Raw genomic sequence first — 24424 nt, 5'->3', positions numbered from 1 at the left:
AAAGATTTTCTTGCTTCCATAAGTTAACCCCTGCTCGCATTGGACAGGGGTTTTTGTTTTCTGATTTAAAAAAGTGGCTGGATTTCATCCTTTGTATTCACCAGATGATCTTTGAGCTCAGGTTCTACAATCCATTTCTCCTCTGCCCAGTGAGGTTCTCCTGCAATAGGCAAATACTTGTTGCCTTCTCCCATCAGCTTTGACCAAAATCCTTCGGTCATTTCAAGAGCCACTGCTTTCTTGGCAATGGTATCAAAGATCAGATCATGAATTTTCCCGATTTTATCTCCTTCAGTGGTTTCCACGGTCCATCCCTTAAATATGGTGGATTCCAAACATTCTTCCGGTTCATCCAATTGGCGTTCGTTCCCTTGATAGACGATATCCTCATCCAATGAAACAATTTCATGCCAAGGAATATAATACGTTTCTTTGATCCTTGTTTTTGTGGTAACGGGATAGCCTGTTCCGCTTATTGGTGTACTCTGTGAGCCAATCCCGCTTGTCGCTGCCTGCATGTCCAGGACACTTCTGTCTACAGCATCAAATGACTTATCATTTCCCGGGTCCGCAGGCACGGCTTCTTCAAACGTAAGGTAGCACAGTGAAAAGTCATATTTATTTAGAAGAATGCCATTTAATTCAATATTATCTTCATTGGCTTCGGCATGCCGTACTTTTTTATCGAGTAAATCTGTTCCTTTTATTAGCATGAAACATTCCTCCTTTTGGAGGCTTTACCCCAATATCAGTCAGAAAAAACCTTTCCATCCTGCAGTTTGTTTAATTCATCCTCCGTCAGCTCTCTGTATTCCCCCAATTTCAATCCCTTATCAAGGTCAAGTCCCCCCATCCGGATTCGTTTCAGGTAGGTTACTTTTTTTCCGACCGCCTCAAACATCCTTTTCACCTGATGAAATTTGCCTTCGGTAATCGTAAGCCGGATTTCGGAATGTTCTCCTGATTGAAGAATGACAAGAGTTCCTGGCTTGGTGTGATAGCCATCCTCAAGCGTTACACCTTGTTTAAACGCATCCACATCTTCTTGCGTAACACAGCCGTCTATTTTTGCAAAATAGGTTTTAGGTACATGCTTTTTTGGGGATAAAAGCGAGTGGGACAATTGTCCGTCATTCGTAAGTATGAGCAGCCCTTCTGTATCTTTATCCAGCCGCCCCACTGGAAATGGAGAAAGAATCCTGTCTTTCTCTTCCAGAAGATCAATTACCGTCTGCAGAGCATGATCCTCCGTTGCAGAAATGACTCCCGGCGGCTTGTTCATCATCAGATAGATGGTTTCCTGATAAACCACTTCCTCACCATGAACGGTAACCTTCTGCACGTTCGGATCCACTTTTGTTTTGCTGTCTTTTACAACCGCTTCATCCACTTTAATAACACCTGATTTCAATAATTGCTTTACTTCTTTCCGGCTTCCAAAGCCCATATTGGCTAACAATTTATCAATACGCATCATGGCGCGGCCTCATTTCTGTTTAAGTATATTTTCCTATATAATTTCAAAATTTTGCTTTATAATTATGAAACGCGGGTATTTTAGTACTATAGGAGGAGATTATGTGATGAAGCGGAAAATTGGCCTGCTGGCTACTGCCAGAAAAAAACTGCACCATCCCGCAACTGCGATCGAATTATACATAAGCCCACTGTTTGTAAAATCGGTTCACTATGCCAAGGAACATTACGATGCGTTTTATTTTTACAGTGCAAAAGAAGGGTTTCTCACTCAGGATGAGCGGATTGAGCCCTATAATGTTTCCATCAAAAATTTTTCATCGAAGGAAAAGCAGGAATGGGCAAGAAAGGTCATTGATGAACTGCTCACGCATGAAAAACCGGAAGAAACCACGGTTTTCCTCCATGGTGGCTGGGTATATCGGGAACATCTCCAGCCTGCACTCACCCGTGCGGGATACCATTTTGAGGTTCCACTGCAAGGATACAGCATTGGCAACCAGTTAAAGTGGTATGATGAACAAAACGAAGCTTCAAAGTGAATCCGGCGTTTTACACGCGATTTGCCAAGCCATCATTGCAGAAAGAAGGTCCTTTCAAAGGACCTTCTTTTTATGTGGCTTTTTGATTTTTTCGTTTCAGGAACTTGAACCTCTGGCCAAGCACAAGGCCAATCAGCCCCGAACGGTAAGAGAGGATGAAATAAACAAGTCCTCCCGAAATAATGCCTGCAGTGAGCACCACTACGCCTCTTGCTTTTGTATACACGCCATCAAAAGAGTGTTCGATCGGCGCTTTTACGAGGTAAACGACAAGGGCCATTGCCAAACCAAAAGCAAGGATCAAGATGGAACGGCGAATGACCCACTTATATGAAAATTCACCGTATTTCTTAATAACATACAGGTTGATTAAAATCGAAACCGTATAGCCAATATTAGTGGCAATGATGGAGCCAATCCCCTGCCACAAAAGAACGAGGGGAATGTTCAATGACAACTTAAACAGTATTCCTACAAGCATGCTGAAAAGCGCAAATTTTTGGCGGTTAAGCCCCTGCATAATGGCTGCTGTTACAGTGAACATGGCAAACCAGATGCCAGACAAGGAATACCACTCGAGAATCTGTCCTCCCAGCTTGATGTCCCCCAGGGTAAAGAGCGTTCCATACGCCGGATAAGCTAAAACCGAAAGCCCGATGGCCGCCGGCACCGTCAGGAACAAGGTAATTTGGAAGGACTGGGTGATCTGTTTGTTCAAGCTTTCTCTGTCATCTTCAGTATAAGACTTCGTGATCACCGGGATCAGCGTCAGCGCAAAGGCGGTGGCAAGCGACACCGGAATCATGACAAGCTGGTGGGAAGTCTGGGTTACCATCGCAAACACGGCTTCTGCTTTTTTTAAGCTGTACCCCGCATTTTGCAATGTACTGACCACGGTAAACTGATCAATATTTTTATAAAGCGGAATGGCAAGTCCAACCGCTACAAATGGAACGGCATACGAGACGATTTCCTTATAGATCGCAGGCAGCGACACCGTGGACTCCACCTTTGATTCTGAATACAGTTTTTTCAGATACGGCCGTCTGCGGTTCCAGTACCAGAGCAGAACAAGCAAACCGCCGACTGCACCGACAGTTGCCGCAAACGTAGCCAGTCCGACAGCGGTCGTTAAATCACCATGCATCACTTTAATGACAATATAGCTGGCGATCAAAATGAACAAAATACGGACAATCTGTTCAATGACCTGCGAAACCGCCGTAGGTCCCATGGATTGAAATCCTTGAAAATATCCCCTGATCAAACTCATGGAAGGAACAAAGATCAAGGCGGTACTTACCATTCGGATGACAAACGTGATATCCTCGACCGAATTTCCGACACCGTCATGTTTTCCCAGGATATTTGAAGCCAGGCCGGGAGCCATTAAGTACAGAATAAGAAAAGCGATACAGCCGGTGGCCGTCATAATCCAAAGTCCCGATTTTAATAATCTTCTTCCGGTTTCATAGTCACCGAGCGTATTGTACTTCGATACGAACTTTGAAACCGCCAGCGGAACTCCCATCGTTGCGATGCTTAATAGCACCGTATAGGGATTATAGGCATACCCATACAACGCAAGCCCCTTCGTGCCGACAAGCGCATTGAAAGGGATAATGTATAGCATTCCGATAAACTTTGAAAAAAATGTTGCTGCTGTTAAAATTAACGTTCCTCGCAATAACCGAGACATGAATCCATCTCCTACTATTAAATGCTGCAACCAGGCAATTTTTATGTGTTCTCTTAAAACAACATTAGTATTGTAACACAAGCAATCAAATGAAACAGAATTTTTAATTTGATAAAATCTGTGGTATCTTTTTGTTTATATCAAATGATCGTGTTTTGAAGACCTGGCTGAAAAGCCAGGCAGAAAAGGAAGCAGGTGCAAAAATGAAATATGATGTGGTTGTCATCGGCGGAGGGCCTTCAGGACTTATGGCCTCAGTCGCAGCAGCATCAAAGGGCAGAAAAGTGCTGCTCATCGATAAAGGGGACAAGCTTGGCAGAAAGCTGGCCATTTCAGGCGGAGGACGGTGCAACGTCACCAACAGGCTGCCCATTGATGAAATCATTAAACACATTCCCGGAAACGGGCGTTTTTTATACAGTGCGTTTTCCATCTTTAATAACGAGAATATCATTTCTTTTTTTGAGGGACTGGGCATTGCGTTAAAAGAAGAAGACAATGGAAGAATGTTTCCTGTCAGCAATAAGGCCGGCGATGTGGTTGCGGCATTGTTACAGAGAATTGAATCCCTCGGTGTGAAAATCTGGACCAACTCTCCCGTCGAAACCATTAACTATACCGAAGAGGCGGTAAAAGAAATCGTTTTGAAAAACGGCACCATCATTCCCGCCAAGTCAGTGATCATTGCCGTCGGAGGAAAATCGGTACCGCATACAGGATCAACCGGAGATGGCTATGCCTGGGCAAAAAAAGCGGGCCACACCATCACCGAACTTTATCCGACTGAGGTTCCCATCACGTCTTCTGAACCTTTTATTAAATCAAAAACTTTGCAGGGCCTTTCACTGCGCCAGGCGGAGCTGTCTGTCTGGAATCCAAAGGGCAAGCTGATCAAATCCCATAAAGGGGATATGATCTTTACCCACTTTGGCATTTCAGGACCCGCTGTTCTCAGGTCCAGCCAATATGTAGTAAAAGCTCTCAAAAAATTTAATACGAAAACCATTTCGATGAGTGTTGATGCCTTTCCTGACCTAAACGAGGAAAAACTGTTTCAACAAGTAAACAACCTATTGAAAAATGATCCGAAAAAGGCCATAAAGAATGTCTTAAAAGGGTTGGTTCCCGAACGGTATCTTTTGTTTTTGCTGGAAAAAGCAGAAATACCGCTTGAGATAACGGGTGAGAATCTGAACAAGCAAAGTCTTCGCAAATTCACTTCACTCCTTAAACGTTTTCCATTGGAAGTAAACGGAACACTCTCCATTGAAAAAGCCTTTGTTACTGGCGGAGGCGTATCGATTAAGGAAATCGAGCCAAAAAGTATGGCTTCCAAAAAGAAAAAGGGATTGTATTTCTGTGGAGAAGTACTCGACCTTCACGGGTATACCGGGGGATTCAATATTACTGTTGCTTTTGTTACCGGGCACCTGGCGGGAACGAACGCCGCCGTGTTATAAAATCAGTAAGGCTGAGAGGAAAGTGAAAACAATTGCCTCTCAGCCTTTTTGTTTACTCGCTATAGATTACCAGGATGGAATAGGAGTATATGGTCGGTTCCTCTTCTGTTCTCAGACTGTCACTGATAGAAACCTGGTACTTAACATCTTTGATTTTGGATTCAGGAATATTCTCCAGAAAAGCATTAACCGCTTCTTCCAGGTCTTCTTCATGTTCTTCATCAAATAATTTGATCTTTAACATACCCCACCTCCTGTCTAAGTAATTCCCTCCCGGTTTCGTCGAATCCTTTGTAAAAATCCCACTAGTTTTGCAGTTTAAAACAATCCATAAAAAAACCCGGCTGCGCATTTTGACAGCCGGGTCTTAATTTATTCGGAATCTCTTTCATAAGCCAGCATGCCGCCGACCATGTTTTTTACTTTATATCCATGATCCTGAAGGAAGTAAGATACGTTCTCACTTCGACTCCCGGAACGGCAGATAATAATATGCTCTTCGTCCTGATTTATCTCATCCAATCGATCAGGTATCTCCATCATCTTGATGTGTTTCGCTTCAGGAATCTTTCCCGCAGCGATTTCCGCATCCTCGCGAACATCAATGAGGGAGATGGCCTCACCCTTTTTCAGCTTAGCTTTCACCTCTTCAGGAGTAATCGTTTCAATATGCTCTGTCAATTCATTTCACCTCTTTGCGGATTAATTGGCAACGATATTCACGAGCTTGCCTGGAACTGCAATGACTTTGCGGACTGTTTTCCCTTCAATGCTGCTTTGAACCGCGTCACTGTCCATTGCTGCCTGCTCCATGTCTTCCCGTGTAATGTCAGCTGGTACGCTGAGCTTAGCTTTTACTTTACCGTTGATCTGTACTACAATCTCGACCTCTTTATCCACCAATTTGGCTTCATCCCATACCGGCCAAGCTTCATAGGCAATCGTTCCGCTGTGGCCAAGCTTTTCCCAAAGCTCTTCCGTGATGTGTGGAGCAATTGGAGAAAGAAGCTTCACAAAGCCTTCCATCGCGTACTTCGGAAGAACCTTTTGCTTGTTGGCTTCGTTCACGAACACCATCAATTGAGAAATACCAGTGTTAAACCGAAGTCCCTCAAAGTCCTCCGTTATTTTTTTCACGGTCTGATGATAAACCCGCTCAAAGGTATCTGTTCCCTGCTCATCTGTGATTACAGGATTAAGCTCTCCGTTATCTGCGACAAACAGGCGCCACACACGGTCAAGGAAACGGCGGGATCCGTCAAGCCCCGTCGTGCTCCATGCGATAGAGGCATCGAGCGGTCCCATGAACATCTCGTACATACGGAGAGTATCTGCACCGTGCGAAGCTACGATTTCATCCGGGTTTACCACATTGCCTTTGGATTTGCTCATTTTTTCATTGTTCTCGCCAAGAATCATTCCCTGGTTGAACAACCGCTGAAACGGCTCTTTTGTCGAAACAATGCCAAGATCATAAAGCACCTTATGCCAAAAACGGGCATAGAGCAAGTGAAGAACCGCATGTTCTGCACCGCCGATATAAATATCAACCGGCAGCCAGTGCTGAATTTTCTTAGGATCGGCAATCATTTCGCTGTTTTTTGGATCGATGTACCGTAAATAGTACCAGCAGCTTCCTGCCCATTGCGGCATTGTATTGGTTTCGCGGCGTCCTTTTTTGCCGGTTTCGGGATCCACTACATTCAACCATTCTGATACGTTCGCGAGCGGGGATTCTCCTGTACCTGATGGCTTGATTTCTTCCACCACAGGCAGTTGCAAAGGAAGTTCTTCTTCAGGAACGTGAGTCATTGTTCCGTCTTCCCACAGAATGATCGGGATCGGCTCACCCCAATAGCGCTGACGGGAGAACAGCCAGTCACGCAAACGGTACGTGATTTTCTTTTCGCCGTTTTTATTTTCTTCGAGCCAGCTGTTGATTTTATTGATGGCTTCCTCTTTATCAAGGCCGTCCAGGAAGTCGGAATTCACATGCTTTCCGTCGCCGGCATAAGCTTCTTTGCTCACATCTCCGCCTTCTACAACCTCGATGATCGGCAATTCAAATTTCATCGCAAATTCATGATCGCGCTCGTCATGTCCCGGTACGGCCATAATGGCACCCGTGCCATAAGTCGCCAGCACATAGTCGGCGATCCAGATTGGCACTCGCTTGCCATTAACCGGATTGACCGCATAAGCACCAGTAAAGACACCTGTTTTTTCCTTGGAAAGCTCGGTGCGTTCAAGGTCAGACTTAGTAGCCACTTCATTTTTGTATTGCTCGACAGCCTGCTTTTGGGCTTCTGTAGTAATCTCATTGACATATGCATGCTCAGGAGCAAGCACAAGATAGGTCGCTCCGAACAGGGTGTCCGGACGTGTTGTAAACACGGTTACTTGCTTGTCATATCCGTCAATGTCAAAATGAACTTCAGCACCTTCCGAACGGCCGATCCAGTTGCGCTGCATTTCTTTCAGACTTTCCGGCCAATCCAGCTCTTCCAAATCTTCAAGAAGGCGATCTGCATAGGCTGTAATCTTCAGCATCCACTGTCTCATCGGTTTCCTGACAACCGGATGGCCTCCGCGTTCACTTTTTCCATCGATGACTTCTTCGTTCGCAAGGACTGTCCCCAGCGCCTCACACCAGTTCACAGGTACTTCGTCAACATACGCCAATCCTTTTTTATACAGCTGGATAAAAATCCATTGGGTCCACTTGTAATACTCCGGATCAGTCGTGTTGACTTCACGGTCCCAGTCATAGGAGAAGCCCAGTTCTTTGATCTGTCTGCGGAAGGTATTTATGTTCTTTTCGGTGAACTCAGCCGGATCATTTCCTGTATCAAGTGCATACTGCTCGGCCGGCAATCCGAATGCGTCCCACCCCATAGGGTGCAGTACATTGTAATCCTGCATACGCTTCATGCGTGAAAGGATGTCAGTGGCTGTATAGCCTTCCGGATGGCCAACGTGAAGTCCGGCACCGGACGGATAAGGAAACATATCCAGGGCATAAAATTTCTTTTTTGAGTAATCCTCTTCGGTCTTAAATGTTTTTTTGTTTTCCCAATATTTCTGCCATTTCGGCTCGATCTTTCGATGATCGTAATGCATACTGTCTTTTCCTCCCTGTTACTATCATTCACCCTTTAAAGTAATAAAGACAAAATAAAAAACCTTCCGCCCCTAAAACACATTCAGGGACGAAAGGTTGTGTATACTTATTAACCTGCCGCGGTACCACCCACATTAGCGTGCAAACGTGCCACGCTCTCTCATTGGACCCTTAACGCGGGTTGCACGACAGAAGCTACAAATGTTCACTTCCGCAACTACAAGGCGAGTTCAAAAAGGTTTGGGGTTGACTTGCACCATCCGTCAACTCTCTGCTTCCTTCTGCTTTTTTACTAGTCCTTATCATCGTAATTTACCATATTTAACTTGTATTTTATGAATACCAAAGCAAATTGTCAAGTGTAGCTTAGCCCTATTTTCCTAGTTATATACCAGATTCAAAGAAAGGACGAATCCAGTTATCCACCGTATTGGCGACAGCAGGCACGATGGTATTGAAAATCGGATAGATGGTGTAACGGTCGAGCGGTGTTAAAACGAGAACCAGGAAAATGATGACCCCAAAATGCTCATATTTCATCATTTTCGCCCGGACTCTATCCGGTGCAAGGTCCTCGAGAACGCGATAGCCGTCAAGCGGCGGAACCGGAAGCAAGTTAAATACAAACAGCAAGACATTTAAATAGACAAGCATGTTGATCAGCCGGTCGATAAAATCAATTCCCTTTTCCGACACACCATCCACGACACCCGTTGTAAAAAGTGAATAAAAAACAATGATGCCAATAACAGCGATCAATATATTGCTCAGCGGCCCGGCAATCGAAACAAGAATGCCATATAAGTGAGGGCGCTTGAAGTTCCGGCGGTCAACCGGAACAGGCCTCGCCCATCCAAAGCCGGCAATCAGCAAGAGAATGGTGCCGATGGGATCAAGATGGGCAATCGGCGAAAGGGTAAGCCGGCCCTGGTTCTTTGCTGTCGGATCACCGCATAGATAAGCGGTAAATGCGTGGGCAAATTCATGAATGGTAAATGCAATAACCAATGAAATGATGACAAACGGCAGTTCCTGAAAATTAAAAGCCATGAAATTTTCCATTCAACTCTCCTTATTTCAAACGATCTTTTTCTGCGAAAGCTCGAGGACAGCAATCTTTCTGTCGTACAATTGCGTAAGTGCCATGCTAATAAGAAAAACACTAACAGAACAAGGGCAAGAAGGGTGATCGAACTCCGGCAAGAATGGCCCGGTAACCACCAAGCCTGTCAAACAACAGGCCGCCAGCCAGATTGCCCAGCACCACGGCGCCCGAATTGATCATGAGCACAATTCCCGCAGCAGTCAGCGACTTTCCGAGATGCCATGTATGTAAATCGTATTCACCTGCCACAAAAAAGTTGATCCTGTTCATTCAGGACCATGCCGATAATCAGCAGCCAAAGGACTTTGGCATACCTTGCCCCCCATTTCAGCAAAAGAATACCCCTAAGTATTGTAGTGCTTTTTCTGCGTGCTGACAATTGTAAACCTGCCTCCTCCTCCCCTCTCACCGAATGTTGGAGAATGGACTCTCCCATGCTAAAATGGCATATAGTGCGATAGTGAGCATTTTCGTTAAGTTAAGGAGTGAATCTAATTGCCAGACCTAAGCGTTCCCGCCCATTTTGGCGACAAGCGTTTTTATACATGGAATACCCATCTACGAAACCGTTTTGATGAAAAAATTATCAAAGTCCCTCTTGATGGCGGCTTTGACTGTCCAAATCGTGACGGAAAAGCAGCATACGGCGGCTGTACCTTCTGCTCGCAGAGCGGATCCGGGGATTTTGCCGGGGACCGTCGTGATGATTTGATCACCCAGTTTCATACGGTAAAAGAACGTATGCACCGAAAATGGAAAAAAGGGAAATACCTTGGCTATTTTCAGGCTTTTTCCAATACTTATGCCCCCGTGGAAAAACTGCGGGAAATGTTTGAACCCATCCTGGAGCAAAAGGATGTCGTCGGACTGGCCATTGCCACCCGTCCCGACTGTTTGCCTGACGATGTGGTTGAATATCTTGCCGAACTCAATGAACGAACCTACCTGTGGGTCGAGCTGGGTCTTCAAACGGTCCATGAACGGACTGCCCTTCTCATCAACCGTGCCCACGACTACCCAACCTATGTAGAAGGTGTGCAAAAGCTCCGTCAACATAATATTCGGGTGTGCTCCCATATTATTAACGGACTTCCACTGGAAACGCCAGAAATGATGATGGAAACGGCAAGAGAAGTAGCCAAGCTGGATGTACAGGGCATCAAGATCCATTTGCTTCACCTGTTAAAAAAAACGCCGATGGTCAAGCAATACGATAAGGGAATGCTTCAGTTTCTCGACTTTGATACCTACGTTAATCTCGTATGTGACCAGCTTGAGATTCTCCCCCCCGAAATGATGATACACCGCCTTACGGGTGATGGGCCCCCTGAATTAATGATTGGCCCGATGTGGAGCATGAATAAATGGAAAGTCCTGAACGCGATCGAAAGCGAACTTGAACGAAGAAACAGTTACCAGGGAAAATATTATTCTGAAGAAACGGTGAGGCCGCTATGAATCTACAAGGAATATTGCCATTTGCAAGAACATTGCTCGAAGCCGCTGCGTCAGATGGAAGTGCTGTTATCGATGCCACATGCGGAAACGGGAATGATACGCTTTATCTTTCCCGATTGGTCGGTAAGAGAGGCCGTGTGTTTGGATTTGACATTCAGGAACTGGCGATTCAAAACACCACCCGCCGTCTGTTGGAAGAACAGGCATTTGACAATGTAACCCTTTTTCACGCCGGCCACCATACGATGACATCTGCCATTCCGGCGGAATACCACGGGTCGATTAAAGCTGCTATCTTTAATCTCGGCTATTTGCCCGGTGGAAATAAAGAGATTGTTACACAAAGCGATTCCACAATAGAGGCACTGGAACAGCTTTATGAGCTGCTTGCTCCCGGGGGAATCGCCGTACTGGTCATCTACCACGGCCATGAACAAGGAAAGAAAGAACGGGATGCTGTTTTAGAGTATGCCAGTCAGTTGGATCAGCAAAAAGCCCATGTCCTGCAATATGGATTTATTAATCAAAAAAACAATCCTCCTTTTATTGTGGCGATTGAAAAAAGATAAAGAGCGGAAACTGCATGTGCAGTATCCGCTCTTTTTATACAGAAGGCTTGAGTCGCTGCATCAATCTTCGGTTCATATAAAAGAAATAGGTTATTCCTCCGCCCATCTTCATGATCTTGCCGGCCGCCTTCTTTATCCCAGGGTGGCGGTCAACCTTCTGATCGGCAAGATAGATACCAAGCAGTCCTCTGTTGATGAGTTTGTGAAATTTGCTGTCCGGCAGCCGCTGAATGCTGTGGTCGGCCTGTTCAACAAAATGGCCAAACCGCTCCAGAAGCTGATTTCCGTTTTCATAATACGAGCAAAAATTGAGGTCGCCCCCCTCTTCATCTTCCTGCTGATCCACAAAATAATCGAGCAGAATATGCAAACCTTGAACCCAGGGAAAGTAGCCGTTTTTAATGACCTGAACCTGTTCAGCAGTCAAACTTTCCTGCGAAGCGTAGGAGACGAGGCAAAAAATACCTAGAGTCGAGCCTGTACAGGCCGAGAATTCGTACCAGCTCATGGCAGGCAGCGAATCCTTGTGGCTGCGGTACCAGGCCTGCAGCCTCGGTACCCGTTCCTCAATCATCACATGCTTATGTATTTGCAAATCACAATAATAATGTGCGAGATCAAGCAGTGAATCCGCGATGGAAGAATAATGCGGAATTTCCGAAAGAATGCGCTGGCACGTTTGTACCAGGCTCCAAAGGTAATCCCCATCATTTTGGTCTTCTCTCATACGATAGTAATTTTTCCTTTCAGCCCCCGGTGTCAGCGCATGAATCATTGATTCATGCAGCGCTTCAAAATCCTTGGGATCAAGTGAAGTGCTTCGGTCACAGAGATTATCCAAATAGTCGCTGATTGTCTGATAGGCTACCACAAATTCAATAACCTTTTGCCGCTGTTCACCTGCCAGAAGAGCCAGTATGGCTCCTCCCTGGCAATGGAATTCCTTTGTATCAATGCTCATCAGAGCCTGTTTTCTAAGTTCGTCATTGGGGATGGTCTCTGCCTTTTCCCGCCATTTCTCTAAAAAAAGTGCTACATCGGGCAGAACATTGCGATAGATGCGATACATTAATGCCCAAGGTTGATTCGGTACACTCATTTCAATTTTCCACCCCTTGCAATCATCCAAAATCAAAAATAAAGATTTAAATACGATTTCATAAATTTAAAAACATCATCCCGTTCCGGCTCGTTCAGCACTTCATGATACAAGCCCGGGTATTCTTTATACATTTTATCATGGAGTTCAAGCCGGTTAAACCAGCTGCGGACCGCACGTTTATCCACAATCCGGTCGTCTCCTCCCTGTATGACCAAAAGCGGCACGTTCGGAAAGCGGTCCGTCTCCTGATGAGCCTTTTTCATGGCGCTTACAAGCTCACGGTACCATCTTACCGACACCTTCTCCACCAGCAGCGGATCAGAAGCATCCCGCCGAAGAACCTGTTCATTTCTTGTTTTGTTGACAGGATCCAGATTGGCAGAAAATTTGATGGAAGGAGCCACTGTGTTCAGGACCCTGGAAAGTGTTTCAATTCCCTTCTTTGGTGGACTCGCAAGCCCCAGGCATGGTGATGAAAGAATGATGCCTTTTAAGGTAAAGTTCCTCTCCGTTGCCGCACGGATAGCGGCAAGTCCTCCCATGCTGTGGCCAAAAAGGAATACAGGAAGGGAATACAGCTCAGCTTCTGTAATCCATTCTTCTATCGTGAGAATATATTCATCAAAAGAATCAATGTGCCCGCGGCGGCGGGTGGTCGTTCCCTGTCCGGGAAGGTCTCCCATTAAGACATGAAAGCCTGCGGCGTTAAACTGCTGAATCAGCCATTCATAGCGGCCGTGATATTCCCCCGCGCCATGGACTATGATAACGGCACCTTTTACTACATCCTTAGTTTCCCACTTCCACATAACAGCATCCCCTTCTCGAAATAATTATCCTTTGATAGAATAGAATGAAAAGCTAAAAACAGTTTAAAAACCCGATTTTATTTGAAAACAGGATGTGATACGTTTGATTTACCCTTACAATGGAAAAAATCCAGTCATTGCAAAAAGCGCCTATATTGCAGATTATGTAACCATTACCGGCGATGTGACCATCGGAGAAAACAGTTCCATCTGGTTTAACACTGTCATACGCGGAGATGTTTCCCCCACGATTATCGGCAATGGCGTAAATGTTCAGGATAACTCGGTTCTTCACCAAAGCCCCAACCGCCCCCTGATCCTTGAAGATGGAGTGACGGTTGGACACAGTGTTATTTTACATAGCAGTCTCATCCGGAAAAATGCGCTGATCGGAATGGGCTCACTGGTCCTTGATGGTGCTGAAATTGGCGAAGGCGCATTTATCGGAGCCGGCAGCCTCGTTCCCCCAGGAAAAAAGATACCGCCAAATTCCCTGGCGTTTGGCCGTCCAGCCAAAGTGATTCGGGAATTAAATGCTGACGACATCGCCGATATGAACCGCATTCGCCGTGAATATCAGGAAAAAGGGCAGTATTACAAGTCGCTTTCCGAATCCGATTGACGATCGCCGTTAAACTCGATTAAGTTGCCGTCCGGATCACATACATATACCTGGTGCCATGGAGTCTTATTCTCGGGTTTATTATGATATGGCACCTTGAAGTGATCCAGTTTTTTCAATAACCCCGGAATATCGGTCACCCGTATGGCAAAATGGCCATCCCTGCTATCCAGGTCATCCGTTCCTCTTAATGCTTTTCCCTGCGGGTTTACGATCAAATGAAGCTGAGTTGCGCCAAAATTGTACCATACGCCCGGAAAACCAAACTGCGGGCGCTCTTTGTCTGCTTTGAACCCCAATATGCCTTCATAAAAATACAACGCTTTCTTCAAATCAGTTACCACTAGTGAAACGTGATGGATTCCTTCGTACATGGCTTCCCCTTCCATTCATCCCAAAATTTTTTCCGTACATATTGCATGTTCTGGATAAATCATACCACAAGATGATTTCCTATTTAAATGGATAAACCCCAGAAGCCGCGTTTACCTTAAAGTCATATTTCCTACTCTTGTTCAATAAAGTAGTAAGAGCCCTTTTTTTGGAGGTGAAATTATTGAAACCGATAAAATCCTATACCCCTTACCACAGTCCGTTTGACCCTTGTCCTCCCATCGGCAAAAAGTACTACCGCACTCCACCGCAACTGTATATGACGTTCCAGCCGCCGAACCTGCCGCAGTTTTCCCCAAGGGAAGCATTACAGAAAGGAACCCTTTGGCCGGCGTTCTACGATTATTATGAAAACCCTTATGATCGGAGGAGTTAATGCATATGGAAAATAGCCTTCCTGCCGACTATTACAGACTCCTGGAAGAATTGCAGGCTGTGGATTTTGTTCTGGTAGAATTAACGCTGTACCTTGATACCCATCCAAATGACACCGCAAGCATTAATCAGTTTAATCATTATGCACGGGAGCGAAAAAAACTGAAAAAAGCCATTGAATCCCAATATGGTCCCATGCAGCAGTACGGAAACAGCTATTCAGGTACACCATGGGACTGGAACAAAGGGCCTTGGCCGTGGCAAGTGTAAATGTAATTTTATTGGAGGGTGACCATGTGGATTTATGAAAAAAAACTTCAGTACCCGGTTAGAGTCAGCACCTGTAATCCGAGACTCGCTAAATTTTTGATTGAACAATACGGCGGAGCCGATGGAGAGCTTGCGGCGGCTCTGCGTTACTTGAATCAGCGGTACAGCATTCCCGATAAGGTCATCGGGCTGTTGACCGATATAGGCACAGAAGAATTTGCTCACCTTGAAATGATTGCCACAATGGTTGTAAAACTTACCAAAGACGCCACGCCTCAACAGATGCGTGACGCCGGACTGGATGCCCATTATGCGAACCATGACAGTGCTCTTTTTTATCATAATGCAGCAGGTGTTCCATGGACCGCCTCTTACATTCAGGCCAAAGGAGATCCGATTGCAGACCTTTATGAAGACATAGCAGCTGAAGAAAAGGCACGCGCCACCTATCAGTGGCTGATTGACATGTCGGACGATCCGGATCTCAATGACGGTCTCCGTTTCTTGAGGGAACGTGAAATTATCCATTCCATGAGGTTCCGGGAGGCTGTGGAAATTCTGAAAGAAGAACGCGACCGAAAAACCGTTTTTTGACAGTCTTTCTTAAAACCGCTGATTCATCAGTGGTTTTTTATTTTTACAAACTCTTCATACTTCCTTAAAATCGGGACAAACATCCACTTGTATGCTTAAGGAGAAATCAGCATTAAGACAGGAGGATGTTTATGGCGAGAGTGACCGGGTGGATTTATGAAAAAGAATGCAGGTTATTCAAATGGGTAAACAGCAGGCTGCAGCATCGTTTGTTGGACAAGTACTTTAACGCCATTACCCACTTTGGAGGTGCAACTGCCACGATCATTACCACTCTTCTCGTACTGCTCTTTGCACCTGATAATGCAAGAATATTTGCTGCCGCAGGTTTCCTGTCTCTCGTACTCAGCCATATCCCTGTGGCCATCTCCAAGAAATGCTATCCCCGCAAGCGCCCATACCTCATGATACCGGGTACAAAAACCTTCAGTCATCCGCTGAAAGACCATTCCTTTCCGTCCGGGCATACAACAGCGGTCTTCTCCGTCATTATCCCGTTGTCCCTGATCCACCCCGGTCTGCTCTGGATTCTTGTTCCGCTGGGCTTCTCTGTCGGAATCTCCCGGATGTACCTTGGCTTGCATTATCCCACAGATGTCCTCGCAGGCATGATGCTGGGAATCAGTTCAGGAATCTTTTCCGTTTTCTTGGTTAATTCTTATCTCGTTACCAACCATTTATAATGTTCAGGAGGGGTTACATGAAAAAAGCGCTACAGGAACACGATTTGATGATTGTAAAAGAAATAAATCCCACTTTCCAGTCAGGATTCAATCTGCCAACAATCCTCAAATTTCCTGTATTCATAAAATCCCTGGAGCATAAGCCTCCTGATCTGCCGCTCAAAAAATAAAGCCGGCCCTTCCAGTGGGAATCCCAATGGAAGACCGGCTTTTTTATTATGCGTTTGCTTGTTCTTTAAGTGCTTCTGCTTTATCTGTTTTTTCCCAAGGAAGCTCAACGTCTGTACGGCCGAAATGTCCATAAGCAGCTGTCTGCTTGTAAATCGGACGGCGAAGATCGAGCATTTTGATGATTCCTGCCGGGCGAAGGTCAAAGTTCTTGCGCACAAGATCAACCAATACCTCTTCAGAAACTTTTCCTGTTTCAAACGTGTTTACAGCAATGGATACAGGCTGAGCTACACCAATAGCGTAGGCAAGCTGAACTTCAACTTTGTCAGCAAGACCGGATGCAACAATGTTTTTCGCAACATAACGTGCTGCATATGCTGCAGAACGGTCTACTTTGGTCGCGTCTTTCCCGGAGAATGCTCCGCCACCGTGACGGGCATATCCGCCATACGTATCAACAATAATCTTACGGCCAGTCAAACCGGCGTCCCCTTGTGGTCCGCCAATTACAAAACGGCCTGTCGGGTTGATGAAGTACTTTGTATTTTCGTCAATCAATTCTGCAGGTACAACAGGCTTGATTACTTGTTCTTTAATATCCGCCTGAATTTGTTCAAGTGAAATTTCAGGGTGATGCTGAGTTGAAATGACAATCGTATCAATACGAACCGGCTTGTCATCCTCATCATATTCAACCGTTACTTGAGTTTTACCATCTGGACGAAGGTAAGGCACTTCTTCCGTTTTGCGCACTTCAGCCAGTCGGCGGGACAAGCGATGTGCCAATGAAATCGGAAGCGGCATGAGTTCAGGTGTTTCGTTGTTGGCATAGCCAAACATAAGACCCTGGTCACCAGCACCGATTGCTTCAATTTCTTCATCCGTCATCGAACCTTCACGAGCTTCAAGCGCCTGGTCAACCCCCATCGCGATATCAGCAGACTGCTCATCGATGGATGTCAGAACCGCACACGTTTCGGAGTCAAAACCATATTTCGCGCGGTCGTAACCGATTTCTTTGATGGTTTCCCGAACCACTTTCGGAATATCAACATATGTGGATGTAGTAATTTCCCCTGCAACCAGCACAAGTCCGGTTGTTACGGAAGTTTCACAAGCTACACGGGCATTTGGATCGTTAGCCAGGATTTCATCCAGGATCGCATCGGAAATTTGGTCACAAATTTTGTCCGGATGCCCTTCTGTAACTGATTCAGATGTAAAAAGACGACGACTTTTAGACAATTGAGATCCTCCTTCTCTATTTAACGCATAGAGCAATATTTTTATAAGATACGGTACTCATTCCTATATGGATACTTTGTTTTTGTAAAATATTCAGGTTCAAACCATTTTGAGACATAAAAAAAGCCTTTCCCTAAATCATCATACACGAGGGAAAAGGTCTTATATCTACGCCTTCACCTCTTATTTTCAAGGCTTGTTCACCTTGCAGGTTAGCACCTTTTCACTTCATTTTTTGGCACGAAGTGTCGGTTGCTGGGTTTCATAGGGCCTGTCCCTCCACCTACTCGGAATAAGAGTAGCCGTTCCCGAAATATAATAGCGCAGTTCGACAAACCTGTCAACTTGAAATGGCATCCCTCCCTCATCCAGATAGAAATTTTCAGCGTCACTATGTCTGATAATAATGTTTGCCAGTGCTGATCAGAGGATAATGCCTGATTTTCGAACCAAATCGTAAAATGTTAAATAAAATAGTATACATTATTTATTTTAATGTGCTATACTAATTTCAAATTTAGTCATGTTGACGGTGATTAATATATTCTTTAAAAGGACGGTTTTGCGAACATGAATACGGTTGATTCAACGACGACTTTAGATGATATTCTAAACAGCGCAGCTACTCATGAAAATCTCCCAGTACCTATGCTTGTTGAAAAAGCACTGCTCCGCAACGAAGCGATTTTATCTTCGACAGGTGCTCTCAGAGCCACAACTGGAAAATACACTGGACGCTCTCCAGAAGACAAGTTTTTCGTGGACGAAGCCAGTTCAAGCGGAAAAATAGACTGGGGCAAAATCAATAAGCCTTTTAATGAAGAAAAGTTTGATAAGCTTTACAAAAAAGTACTTCATTACTTAGGCCAGCAAGAAGAACTTTTTGTGTTTAAAGGCTTTGCTGGCGCTGATCATGCTTATCGCCTACCCATTCAGGTCGTGAACGAATTCGCCTGGCATAATCTGTTCGCCCGGCAAATGTTTATCCGCCCTACAGCTCAAGAGCTAAAGGGACTGGATGCGGAATTTACCGTGGTCTCCGCTCCCGGGTTCCAGGCTGATCCTGAGGTAGACGGCACAAATTCAGAAACTTTCATTATTATATCATTTGAGAGAAGGATTGTTTTGATCGGCGGCACAGAATATGCCGGTGAAATCAAAAAATCGATCTTTTCAGTTATGAACTATATCCTTCCCGAAAAAGGGATACTTTCCATGCACTGCTCGGCAAATGTCGGACAGGAAGGCGATGTCGCCCTTTTCTTCGGCTTATCCGGAACCGGTAAAACGACTCTTTCCGCTGATCCTCACCGCTCGCTGATCGGAGATGATGAACACGGCTGGGCCAATACAGGCGTCTTTAATATCGAAGGCGGATGCTATGCCAAAACCATCAACCTCTCTCAGGAAAAAGAGCCGCAAATCTGGGATGCTATCCGATTTGGAAGCGTTCTCGAAAACGTCGTCCTGGATGATTTGACACGTGAAGGAAACTATGATGACGGCTCATTGACCGAAAATACAAGAGCAGCTTATCCGATTCAGGCGATTCCAAACATCATACAGCCAAGTGTTGCCGGACACCCGAACACCATCATATTTCTGACAGCTGATGCATTCGGAGTATTGCCTCCGATCAGCAAACTGACGAAGGAACAGGCAATGTACCACTTCCTGTCCGGGTACACAAGTAAGCTTGCTGGCACAGAGCGTGGAATTACGTCTCCTCAGGCCACCTTCTCCACTTGCTTTGGTGCTCCATTCCTGCCGCTTGAGGCAACGGTTTATGCAGAAATGCTCGGCGAAAAAATCGATCACCATGAAGTAGAAGTTTACCTTGTGAACACCGGCTGGTCCGGAGGGGCATACGGCGCAGGTAAGCGCATGAACCTTTCCTATACAAGAGCCATGGTCCAGGCAGCGCTTCAGGGTGAGTTAAAATCTGTGGAAACAGTAACCGACCCGATCTTTGGATTAAACATCCCGATTCACTGCCCAGGTGTTCCTGATCAGGTGCTCCAGCCAAAGAAAACATGGAGCACCCCGGAAGAATATGACCTGAAAGCCAAAGAGCTTGCTGCTCAGTTCAATGATAATTTTTCAAAGTTCAATAATGTTCCTGCTGAAATTAAAGGTGCAGGCCCGCTCGTCTAATAAGAATATATCCAATTGTACCGCTTCCTTTAAGGGAGCGGTTTTTATTTTCCAAAAAAATGTTGCAAACGACACCTTTGTCGCTTATATATCGAAAACCGGTATGAGCAAGCAGCCGGAATTTTTTCATCCTTGATTCATAAAGGTATCGAAAACGGTGAATTTGATCCTGTTGTATCCATCGATGACATGAGCCGGTTCATGATTAGCTTTCTGGACGGGATTGCGATTTCTGCGATTACTCTGACTCACGGATTTATGCAAACAGGCAAGCAGATCGACCTTTTTGAAAATAGCATGAAATCCATGCTGAACGTAAAAGAGCCGGATTTGTCACAACGGTGACAGCTCCGGCTTTTCTTTATTTCGGGTTTTCATCCACTCACAAAATGCAAAGGTAATCTTCCTGTTTTCCTGGGGCGGGAAGTGGTGGGTATACTGGGGATAAAACCAGGTTTCCACCATTCCCTTCGGATCCAGGCATTCTTTTAACACTAACGAATGTGTAATGCTGACATTCTCATCCTTGCAGCCATGTATCAAAAGAAGCGGGACAGTAAGTCCTTCACAATAATGAACAGGCGATCTTGTCCTGTAGCCTTCCGGAACTTTCGATGGTGTTCCCCCGATGACACGCTTCATCATTTTTCTCAAATCTACCCGCTCTTCATAGGTCAGGGCCATGTCTGAAACCCCTCCCCAAATGACTACAGAACGTGCTTCTGGATACTTCAGTGCCGTAAAGAAGGCCATCGGCCCGCCACGGGAGAATCCAAAAATATGAAGCTGATCATGATCAACGATGGATAAAGAACGAAGAACTTCAAAGGCATGGAACGCATCCTGCCGGTCTTCTCCGCAAAAGTCTTCTCTGCCCTCTCCCCCTTCATTTCCACGATAAAAAGGAGCTATCACAACAAATCCCTGGGAAGCAAGCTGAATAATCCGCGGAACCCGTACCATTCCCACTTTTTTTATGCCGCCCCGCAAATACAAAAATCCAGGCAGCATGTCTTTCCCGCTGTTCTTGGGAATGGCCAGAAGCCCTTTTACGGTCAACCCTTCACTCTTATAAGAGATTCTGAATAACGTAATCTGTGGATGTGGAGAAGGATACCGTTGGGCATGAGTGATCAGGCTGCTGTCCAGCACATAAATTCCCCCTTTTCTTATTTAGGCCAACACACAATTTTACCATTCACATATAAAGTATTACATGAAACTTTATCCTTCATTCGAATATAAAGGAGGCTAACGATTTGAAACGTATAAAAGCCCAGCTTATGCTTTTCTTTTCACTGATCTTGACGGCATGCCTGCTGTTGTCGGCATGTTCTTCCGATACCTCGGAAAAACAAAAGCGTGATAAGGTTCGGGTGGCTGAAGTAACCCGGTCCATTTTCTATGCACCCCAATATGTTGCGATTGAAAAAGGCTTCTTTAAAGACGAGGGCATTGATGTGGACTTAAAGACCACATGGGGCGGAGATAAAACCATGACGACGCTTTTGTCCAACGGAGCAGATATTGCCCTAGTCGGCTCTGAAACGTCCATTTATGTAGGTGCCCAGGGAACGAGCGATCCTGTCATTAACTTTGCACAGCTTACCCAAACGGATGGAACCTTCCTAGTAGCCCGAAAAAAGCCGGATTATTTTTCCTGGAATCAGCTCAAAGGCAGCACCTTCCTCGGACAGCGCAAAGGCGGAATGCCACAGATGGCAGGTGAGTTCAGCTTGAAGAAGCACGGAATTGATCCTCATAAAGACATGAAGCTGATCCAGAACATCGACTATGCCAACATTCCAAACGCCTTCGCGATTAGATACTTTACAGACTACATGTAACTCCAACAAATAAAAGGAAATCAGACGATTTCCTTTTAAGATTAGATTTTCTTTATTTTTTGAAGGTTAATATAAATGGTGGTGGTAAATCGTCTATTCTCTTAGGTAAGGATTTAAAGCATCTATTCAAAGCTGGAGAGAATCACCTGATTATACCACACTAATCATCGTTCCAATTACTGATTAAAGTTCACTTTGATGGCGCAACGGTAACAGTAAAACCAGTTCGATAAAACTTCATTATGTGGAGAAATGGCGGTGAATAATGAACCTATATGTAGATAACCTTAGAGACTGTCCAGATGGATACTCAATAGCAAGAACATATGAAGAAGCATTAGCATACCTACGGAACAATAAGGTAGGTATTCTTTCCCTAGATCATGATTTAGGTGAATATGAAAATGGAAACTTGTTACCGAATGGCTATGACTTAGTTAAAACAATTTGTGAAGAAAGATTGAGAGCAGATAAGATTTACCATCCCTTCATCTATTGACAATTATCGGGTAAATAGTATGATTAAAAAAGTGCTTTTTCGACAATTGGGAGGGGTTTTATGGGGGTTAAGCCTTTAGAAAATCCGTCTGAAGTCATATTTATAGAGAATAACTTACTTACAGGTGATTTTTGTGACTTCAACGGTAAGAGAAGTTTGGTAAAAAAGAAGCATAACAAGAAGTATTATTTGTATAAAGATCATGGGGCAAGTAAAGCTAAGACATATGACCATGAGCCGATGGAAGTAATTGATGTAGTTCCGTATGGTAATGACGAAATCATCTTCTATTGTGACGCAAGAAACAATGTTTCATTTGTTAGAAGTAAGCCTCATCCTCGACTTACACACAGCCAAATCGCAGATAAAGTTGAAAAATTGCCGATGTTTTTAACATTTGCAATGATGATATTTTCCTCATTGGTGTTCTTTGGAGTTATGAGATTCAGAGATTATGATTTCAAAGACACACAGTTATCATTAGGTTACAAGAAAACTTGTAATTATAGAATACGATTCATATTTCCAAAGAGCATTAGAAGTAAATTTGCAATGAGAACGGGTAAGTTGTCACTCCTGGTTCATGCGTATTTCGTTCTTATTCCACTTAAAGAAATCTATAAGCATTACCTTGAATCAAGTGAAATCAATGTACCAATGTTCGTTAAAGTTGTTAATGAGCATGGGAACTATTATTACACCTTCAAATTTAGATCCAGCAGCAAAGCAGGAAAACATCATTTCGTATACAATACTCGGTCAATTAGAGTATGGGGAACAGATGTAGAGATGTATGTAAGAAAATCAATAAGCGGTCAGTATGTGCTTGTTGTATCATCCATTCTTAATAAATTGATCCCACTGAAAGAGAAAATTGCATACGTAGCAAGTCGGTTCAGACGAAACCAAGAAGTGTATGACATTTACTTTGAGAAGTTTGCCCAGGGAGCTTCAGAATCAGGATTTGAGTTATTCAAACATGCTGTTACACAGAATGAAAAGAGTATTTACATACTCGACAAGGATAACCCACAATACAATTCACTGAAGGAATACTACCCGAACAACCTTTTTGCTAAGAATAGTATCAAAGCATTTTATCATGTTTTCCTTGCGAACAGTTTCATTTCATCTGACCTGGTTACACATATTCAGAGAAGATTATATGATAATGATTCACTGTTGAAAAAGAAAATACTTGAGAATGATAATAAGATTTTCTTGCAGCATGGAGTTTCTTTAGCGACTGACTTGTTTGAAAGAGGATACTACAACAAGAAAGTTCCTATTTCACCTGATTACATTGTTGTTAATTCAGAGTATGAGAAGAGATTGTTTACACGTAAATCCAACTATGAAGAGCAAGATATGATTCTTACTGGATTGCCTAACCTGGACTTGTATGTTGATTCAAGGAAACAAAAGAAGGATGAAATTACATTCTTGCTTACATGGAGACCTTGGGATTTAACAGGTCAAGTAACTGAAGGTAGCTACATTGACCGTTATTTAAGTTTCATTGAGACGATTAAACGAGAGCCTTTTTATCAAGATAAGAAGGTAAATGTAGTATTACACCCGAAAGCAAAGAATATTCTTGAGACACAGTTTCAGGATATTTATGATAAGAACAAGGAAAGTTTCTATGATGGTGACATTAAGGAAGCGTTGCTTAACTCTAAAGTATTGATTTCTGATTACTCATCTGTAACGTATATGGCCTTTGCTGGTGGAACAAATGTTGTGTTCTATTGGGAAGATAAAGAAAAGGCAGAAGTAGAATATGGTGCTCCTAACATTCTTCAGGAATATAATTCATTTGGAGACATTGTGTATGATTTCAAGAATCTTGATAAAGTGATTCAGAACAACTACAAACGACCACAACAATCAAAGCACATTAAGAAGTATGATGTAATGGTCGAATGTACTCAAGGAAACAATACACTTGAAACTTATAAAGCAGTAAGTAAGATTACTGGAAGGCCTGTTGAAGAAGTGGTTATTCACGAATCAGCTCAGTCATTAGCATAATAAAAAGTATCTGTGTGGATGATTCTGCACAGATACAATCTTTAATATAAAAATAAATAATATAATTATACAATCCACTCTTCGAATACAGGAAATCGAAACTTTCCATTGGAAGAAATGTTTCTATACTTTACCTTGTTCCTGTTTCAAATGATATCTTCCATATCCTTTAAAATAATCGTACAAATTTTCCTCA

The 24424-nt window shown here is 44.1% G+C and carries 26 protein-coding genes, 2 pseudogenes, 1 riboswitch and 1 other annotated feature; of the genes and pseudogenes, 15 read left to right on the top strand and 13 right to left on the bottom strand.

Annotation, left to right across the window (positions count from 1 at the left end):
• Positions 1-65: 65 nt before the first annotated feature.
• Together DMO16_RS23615 and DMO16_RS23610 are read right to left on the bottom strand one after the other, a co-directional pair.
• Positions 66-713: a PRC-barrel domain-containing protein gene (locus tag DMO16_RS23615; protein WP_061972436.1), complete on the bottom strand. Its 648-nt coding sequence runs from the start codon at positions 711-713 to the stop codon at positions 66-68.
• A gap of 35 nt (positions 714-748) precedes the next feature.
• Complete coding sequence (locus DMO16_RS23610; RefSeq protein ID WP_338082332.1) at positions 749-1477, bottom strand: pseudouridine synthase; 729 nt, start codon at positions 1475-1477, stop codon at positions 749-751.
• Positions 1478-1583: 106 nt separating this feature from the next.
• Here DMO16_RS23610 and DMO16_RS23605 point away from each other — a divergent pair, with 106 nt between their 5' ends.
• Complete coding sequence (locus tag DMO16_RS23605) at positions 1584-2018, top strand: DUF6884 domain-containing protein (RefSeq protein ID WP_061972435.1); 435 nt, start codon at positions 1584-1586, stop codon at positions 2016-2018.
• A 70-nt stretch (positions 2019-2088) separates the two neighbouring features.
• On the opposite strand, the gene DMO16_RS23600 is transcribed toward DMO16_RS23605, so the two are convergent.
• Complete coding sequence (locus DMO16_RS23600; protein WP_061972434.1) at positions 2089-3717, bottom strand: putative polysaccharide biosynthesis protein; 1629 nt, start codon at positions 3715-3717, stop codon at positions 2089-2091.
• A gap of 203 nt (positions 3718-3920) precedes the next feature.
• On the opposite strand from DMO16_RS23600, the gene DMO16_RS23595 reads away from it, so the two are divergent.
• Positions 3921-5177, top strand: coding sequence for an NAD(P)/FAD-dependent oxidoreductase (locus tag DMO16_RS23595; protein WP_061973014.1), 1257 nt, complete (start codon positions 3921-3923; stop codon positions 5175-5177).
• Positions 5178-5229: 52 nt separating this feature from the next.
• Here DMO16_RS23595 and DMO16_RS23590 read toward each other — a convergent pair whose 3' ends face one another.
• The 5 genes and pseudogenes from DMO16_RS23590 to DMO16_RS23570 all read right to left on the bottom strand — a co-directional run.
• Positions 5230-5421, bottom strand: a complete 192-nt coding sequence (locus tag DMO16_RS23590) for a sporulation protein Cse60 (protein WP_129480226.1) — start codon at positions 5419-5421, stop codon at positions 5230-5232.
• 128 nt (positions 5422-5549) lie between these two features.
• Positions 5550-5858 (bottom strand): rhodanese-like domain-containing protein, encoded by a 309-nt coding sequence (locus DMO16_RS23585; RefSeq protein ID WP_061972432.1) that lies wholly within the window; start codon positions 5856-5858, stop codon positions 5550-5552.
• 21 nt (positions 5859-5879) lie between these two features.
• Positions 5880-8297, bottom strand: coding sequence for a leucine--tRNA ligase (gene leuS / locus DMO16_RS23580; RefSeq protein WP_129480225.1), 2418 nt, complete (start codon positions 8295-8297; stop codon positions 5880-5882).
• 82 nt (positions 8298-8379) lie between these two features.
• Positions 8380-8613: a binding site (T-box leader), on the bottom strand.
• A gap of 69 nt (positions 8614-8682) precedes the next feature.
• A complete protein-coding gene (locus DMO16_RS23575) occupies positions 8683-9360 on the bottom strand; it encodes a site-2 protease family protein (RefSeq protein ID WP_061972430.1) in 678 nt (225 codons plus the stop codon).
• A 92-nt stretch (positions 9361-9452) separates the two neighbouring features.
• Positions 9453-9683: pseudogene (locus DMO16_RS23570) on the bottom strand (MFS transporter); the annotation flags it as partial.
• 215 nt (positions 9684-9898) lie between these two features.
• Here DMO16_RS23570 and DMO16_RS23565 point away from each other — a divergent pair.
• Together DMO16_RS23565 and DMO16_RS23560 are read left to right on the top strand one after the other, a co-directional pair.
• Positions 9899-10861, top strand: a complete 963-nt coding sequence (locus tag DMO16_RS23565) for a TIGR01212 family radical SAM protein (protein ID WP_129480223.1) — start codon at positions 9899-9901, stop codon at positions 10859-10861.
• Positions 10858-11430 (top strand): tRNA (mnm(5)s(2)U34)-methyltransferase, encoded by a 573-nt coding sequence (locus DMO16_RS23560; RefSeq protein WP_129480222.1) that lies wholly within the window; start codon positions 10858-10860, stop codon positions 11428-11430. The genes DMO16_RS23565 and DMO16_RS23560 overlap by 4 nt, the downstream gene beginning before the upstream one ends.
• A gap of 34 nt (positions 11431-11464) precedes the next feature.
• On the opposite strand, the gene DMO16_RS23555 is transcribed toward DMO16_RS23560, so the two are convergent.
• Both DMO16_RS23555 and DMO16_RS23550 read right to left on the bottom strand, forming a co-directional pair.
• Entirely contained in the window at positions 11465-12529 is a 1065-nt protein-coding gene (locus DMO16_RS23555) for a tetraprenyl-beta-curcumene synthase family protein (protein ID WP_129480221.1), read from the bottom strand.
• Positions 12530-12561: 32 nt separating this feature from the next.
• Positions 12562-13341 carry an alpha/beta hydrolase gene (locus tag DMO16_RS23550; RefSeq protein ID WP_129480220.1) on the bottom strand — a complete coding sequence of 260 codons (780 nt, stop codon included), beginning with the start codon at positions 13339-13341 and terminating at the stop codon, positions 12562-12564.
• 103 nt (positions 13342-13444) lie between these two features.
• Between DMO16_RS23550 and DMO16_RS23545 the strand changes: the two genes are divergently transcribed.
• A complete protein-coding gene (locus DMO16_RS23545; RefSeq protein WP_061972425.1) occupies positions 13445-13963 on the top strand; it encodes a gamma carbonic anhydrase family protein in 519 nt (172 codons plus the stop codon).
• Here DMO16_RS23545 and DMO16_RS23540 read toward each other — a convergent pair.
• Positions 13936-14337: a VOC family protein gene (locus DMO16_RS23540; RefSeq protein WP_061973011.1), complete on the bottom strand. Its 402-nt coding sequence runs from the start codon at positions 14335-14337 to the stop codon at positions 13936-13938. The genes DMO16_RS23545 and DMO16_RS23540 overlap by 28 nt on opposite strands.
• 182 nt (positions 14338-14519) lie before the next feature.
• Between DMO16_RS23540 and DMO16_RS23535 the strand changes: the two genes are divergently transcribed.
• The 5 genes from DMO16_RS23535 (at position 14520) to DMO16_RS24515 (ending at position 16448) form a co-directional block, all read left to right on the top strand.
• Positions 14520-14732 (top strand): spore coat associated protein CotJA, encoded by a 213-nt coding sequence (locus DMO16_RS23535; RefSeq protein ID WP_420889651.1) that lies wholly within the window; start codon positions 14520-14522, stop codon positions 14730-14732.
• Positions 14733-14737: 5 nt separating this feature from the next.
• The gene (locus DMO16_RS23530) at positions 14738-15001 is read left to right on the top strand and encodes a spore coat protein CotJB (protein ID WP_061973006.1); all 264 of its coding nucleotides are present in this window, start codon (positions 14738-14740) and stop codon (positions 14999-15001) included.
• Positions 15002-15025: 24 nt separating this feature from the next.
• Entirely contained in the window at positions 15026-15595 is a 570-nt protein-coding gene (locus tag DMO16_RS23525) for a manganese catalase family protein (protein WP_090235081.1), read from the top strand.
• Positions 15596-15726: 131 nt separating this feature from the next.
• Complete coding sequence (locus DMO16_RS23520; protein WP_061972423.1) at positions 15727-16278, top strand: phosphatase PAP2 family protein; 552 nt, start codon at positions 15727-15729, stop codon at positions 16276-16278.
• A gap of 17 nt (positions 16279-16295) precedes the next feature.
• The gene (locus DMO16_RS24515) at positions 16296-16448 is read left to right on the top strand and encodes a hypothetical protein (protein ID WP_156412585.1); all 153 of its coding nucleotides are present in this window, start codon (positions 16296-16298) and stop codon (positions 16446-16448) included.
• A 46-nt stretch (positions 16449-16494) separates the two neighbouring features.
• Here DMO16_RS24515 and metK read toward each other — a convergent pair whose 3' ends face one another.
• Positions 16495-17694: a methionine adenosyltransferase gene (gene metK / locus DMO16_RS23515; protein ID WP_061972422.1), complete on the bottom strand. Its 1200-nt coding sequence runs from the start codon at positions 17692-17694 to the stop codon at positions 16495-16497.
• A gap of 180 nt (positions 17695-17874) precedes the next feature.
• A riboswitch (SAM riboswitch) is annotated at positions 17875-17993 on the bottom strand.
• A gap of 271 nt (positions 17994-18264) precedes the next feature.
• Between metK and pckA the strand changes: the two genes are divergently transcribed.
• Complete coding sequence (gene pckA / locus DMO16_RS23510; RefSeq protein ID WP_129480219.1) at positions 18265-19848, top strand: phosphoenolpyruvate carboxykinase (ATP); 1584 nt, start codon at positions 18265-18267, stop codon at positions 19846-19848.
• Between the two features lie 90 nt (positions 19849-19938).
• The gene (locus DMO16_RS23505; protein WP_164989029.1) at positions 19939-20193 is read left to right on the top strand and encodes a hypothetical protein; all 255 of its coding nucleotides are present in this window, start codon (positions 19939-19941) and stop codon (positions 20191-20193) included.
• Here the strand turns inward: DMO16_RS23505 and DMO16_RS23500 are convergent.
• The gene (locus DMO16_RS23500) at positions 20182-20985 is read right to left on the bottom strand and encodes an alpha/beta hydrolase family protein (RefSeq protein WP_129480487.1); all 804 of its coding nucleotides are present in this window, start codon (positions 20983-20985) and stop codon (positions 20182-20184) included. The two genes, DMO16_RS23505 and DMO16_RS23500, sit on opposite strands and share 12 nt — an antisense overlap.
• Before the next feature lie 146 nt (positions 20986-21131).
• Between DMO16_RS23500 and DMO16_RS23495 the strand changes: the two are divergent.
• The 3 genes and pseudogenes from DMO16_RS23495 to DMO16_RS23490 all read left to right on the top strand — a co-directional run.
• Positions 21132-21668 (top strand): annotated as a pseudogene (locus DMO16_RS23495) (ABC transporter substrate-binding protein); the annotation flags it as partial.
• Between the two features lie 292 nt (positions 21669-21960).
• Positions 21961-22194 carry a cyclic-phosphate processing receiver domain-containing protein gene (locus DMO16_RS25090; protein WP_347232856.1) on the top strand — a complete coding sequence of 78 codons (234 nt, stop codon included), beginning with the start codon at positions 21961-21963 and terminating at the stop codon, positions 22192-22194.
• A 60-nt stretch (positions 22195-22254) separates the two neighbouring features.
• Positions 22255-24228: a CDP-glycerol glycerophosphotransferase family protein gene (locus DMO16_RS23490; protein ID WP_129480217.1), complete on the top strand. Its 1974-nt coding sequence runs from the start codon at positions 22255-22257 to the stop codon at positions 24226-24228.
• Positions 24229-24424: the final 196 nt, after the last annotated feature.

The sequence above is a fragment of the Fictibacillus sp. S7 genome, from assembly GCF_004127935.1.
Classification (GTDB): Bacteria; Bacillota; Bacilli; order Bacillales; family Fictibacillaceae; genus Fictibacillus_C; species Fictibacillus_C enclensis.
Note: the sequence above shows the minus strand (reverse complement) of the source record. Positions and strands in the feature narration are given on the sequence as shown.

Coding starts and splice junctions, on each gene's coding strand:
- DMO16_RS23615 (WP_061972436.1), bottom strand. CDS start 713: ATGCTAATAAAAGGAACAGATTTACTCGATAAAAAAGTACGGCATGCC.
- DMO16_RS23610 (WP_338082332.1), bottom strand. CDS start 1,477: ATGATGCGTATTGATAAATTGTTAGCCAATATGGGCTTTGGAAGCCGG.
- DMO16_RS23605 (WP_061972435.1), top strand. CDS start 1,584: ATGAAGCGGAAAATTGGCCTGCTGGCTACTGCCAGAAAAAAACTGCAC.
- DMO16_RS23600 (WP_061972434.1), bottom strand. CDS start 3,717: ATGTCTCGGTTATTGCGAGGAACGTTAATTTTAACAGCAGCAACATTT.
- DMO16_RS23595 (WP_061973014.1), top strand. CDS start 3,921: ATGAAATATGATGTGGTTGTCATCGGCGGAGGGCCTTCAGGACTTATG.
- DMO16_RS23590 (WP_129480226.1), bottom strand. CDS start 5,421: ATGTTAAAGATCAAATTATTTGATGAAGAACATGAAGAAGACCTGGAA.
- leuS (WP_129480225.1), bottom strand. CDS start 8,297: ATGCATTACGATCATCGAAAGATCGAGCCGAAATGGCAGAAATATTGG.
- DMO16_RS23575 (WP_061972430.1), bottom strand. CDS start 9,360: ATGGAAAATTTCATGGCTTTTAATTTTCAGGAACTGCCGTTTGTCATC.
- DMO16_RS23560 (WP_129480222.1), top strand. CDS start 10,858: ATGAATCTACAAGGAATATTGCCATTTGCAAGAACATTGCTCGAAGCC.
- DMO16_RS23555 (WP_129480221.1), bottom strand. CDS start 12,529: ATGAGTGTACCGAATCAACCTTGGGCATTAATGTATCGCATCTATCGC.
- DMO16_RS23550 (WP_129480220.1), bottom strand. CDS start 13,341: ATGTGGAAGTGGGAAACTAAGGATGTAGTAAAAGGTGCCGTTATCATA.
- DMO16_RS23540 (WP_061973011.1), bottom strand. CDS start 14,337: ATGTACGAAGGAATCCATCACGTTTCACTAGTGGTAACTGATTTGAAG.
- DMO16_RS23530 (WP_061973006.1), top strand. CDS start 14,738: ATGGAAAATAGCCTTCCTGCCGACTATTACAGACTCCTGGAAGAATTG.
- DMO16_RS23525 (WP_090235081.1), top strand. CDS start 15,026: ATGTGGATTTATGAAAAAAAACTTCAGTACCCGGTTAGAGTCAGCACC.
- DMO16_RS23520 (WP_061972423.1), top strand. CDS start 15,727: ATGGCGAGAGTGACCGGGTGGATTTATGAAAAAGAATGCAGGTTATTC.
- DMO16_RS24515 (WP_156412585.1), top strand. CDS start 16,296: ATGAAAAAAGCGCTACAGGAACACGATTTGATGATTGTAAAAGAAATA.
- pckA (WP_129480219.1), top strand. CDS start 18,265: ATGAATACGGTTGATTCAACGACGACTTTAGATGATATTCTAAACAGC.
- DMO16_RS25090 (WP_347232856.1), top strand. CDS start 21,961: ATGAACCTATATGTAGATAACCTTAGAGACTGTCCAGATGGATACTCA.
- DMO16_RS23490 (WP_129480217.1), top strand. CDS start 22,255: ATGGGGGTTAAGCCTTTAGAAAATCCGTCTGAAGTCATATTTATAGAG.